Source organism: Streptomyces sp. NPDC046335, from assembly GCF_055587985.1.
Genome location: NZ_JBVJFF010000061.1, coordinates 1 through 1,164, shown reverse-complemented (window position 1 = coordinate 1,164; position 1,164 = coordinate 1). Strand labels below are relative to the sequence as shown.

The following is a 1,164-nucleotide window of genomic DNA, read 5'->3' as shown; positions in this document are numbered from 1 at the left end:
TGAAGAGGCAAGCATTGTAAATGATTTATGTCGAAAGAGTTAATGCGTGAGATGCGATTACAAAAAAAAGGGCCAGCCTTTCGGCCAGCCCTTTCTAACAGGATGTCGCTTAAGCGAATCTTAGTTCAGACGCTCTTTAATACGAGCAGACTTACCAGTACGCTCACGCAGGTAGTACAGTTTAGCTTTACGTACAGCACCACGACGTTTAACAGCAATGCTGTCAACTACCGGAGAGTGAGTCTGGAAGACACGCTCAACGCCTTCGCCGTTGGAAATTTTACGAACAGTGAATGCAGAGTGCAGACCGCGGTTACGAATAGCGATAACCACGCCCTCGAATGCCTGCAGACGTTTTTTGGAACCTTCAACAACCCATACTTTCACTTCCACGGTGTCACCTGGACGGAAGGAAGGTACGTCCTGCTTCATCTGCTCTTGTTCAAGTTGCTTAATAATGTTGCTCATAATTTAATCTCTTATCCTGGGTAAACTGATATTCGGGAGCGTATTACGCATTCCCATCATGTTCATGCTGCTGGTGCGCGTGTTCAGTTTTGAACTCGGCCAGCAGCTTTGCTTGCTCTTCAGTCAGAGCCAGGTTTTCCAGAAGTTCAGGTCTTCTAAGCCAGGTTCGGCCCAGCGACTGCTTCAAACGCCAGCGACGTATCTCGGCATGGTTTCCAGACAGTAACACTGCCGGGACGTCCATCCCTTCTAACACTTCAGGACGAGTATAGTGTGGACAGTCCAGCAATCCATCGGCAAAGGAATCTTCCGTTGCCGAAGCTTCATGGCCCAGAACCCCCGGAATAAACCGGGCGACGGAGTCAATCAGCGTCATTGCGGGTAACTCACCACCGCTGAGAACGTAATCGCCGATAGACCATTCTTCGTCAATCTCGGTTTGAATTACGCGCTCATCTATCCCTTCGTAGCGCCCACAGACCAGAATCAGCTTTTGATTCGTCGCCAGTTCGCTCACGCCCGCTTGATCAAGCTTGCGTCCCTGAGGTGACAGATAAATCACCTTTGCGCCTTCACCTGCCGCGGCTTTTGCTGTGTGAATGGCGTCCCGTAAGGGTTGCACCATCATTAACATCCCCGGTCCGCCGCCGTAAGGACGATCGTCCACGGTACGGTGCCGGTCATGAGTGAAGTCAC

The 1,164-nt window shown here is 50.8% G+C and carries 2 protein-coding genes; both read right to left on the bottom strand.

Annotated elements, in window-relative coordinates:
- Nucleotides 1-120 precede the first annotated feature (120 nt).
- Nucleotides 121-468 (bottom strand): 50S ribosomal protein L19, encoded by a 348-nt coding sequence (gene rplS / locus ACZ6JY_RS40850; RefSeq protein WP_002914145.1) that lies wholly within the window; start codon nucleotides 466-468, stop codon nucleotides 121-123.
- Between the two features lie 43 nt (nucleotides 469-511).
- A partial coding sequence (gene trmD, locus ACZ6JY_RS40845) for a tRNA (guanosine(37)-N1)-methyltransferase TrmD (RefSeq protein ID WP_469204671.1) occupies nucleotides 512-1,164 on the bottom strand: 653 nt, incomplete at its 5' end.

Bases quoted from the DNA above. Each gene is read 5' to 3' on its own strand.
- rplS (WP_002914145.1), bottom strand. From the start codon at position 468: ATGAGCAACATTATTAAGCAACTTGAACAAGAGCAGATGAAGCAGGAC.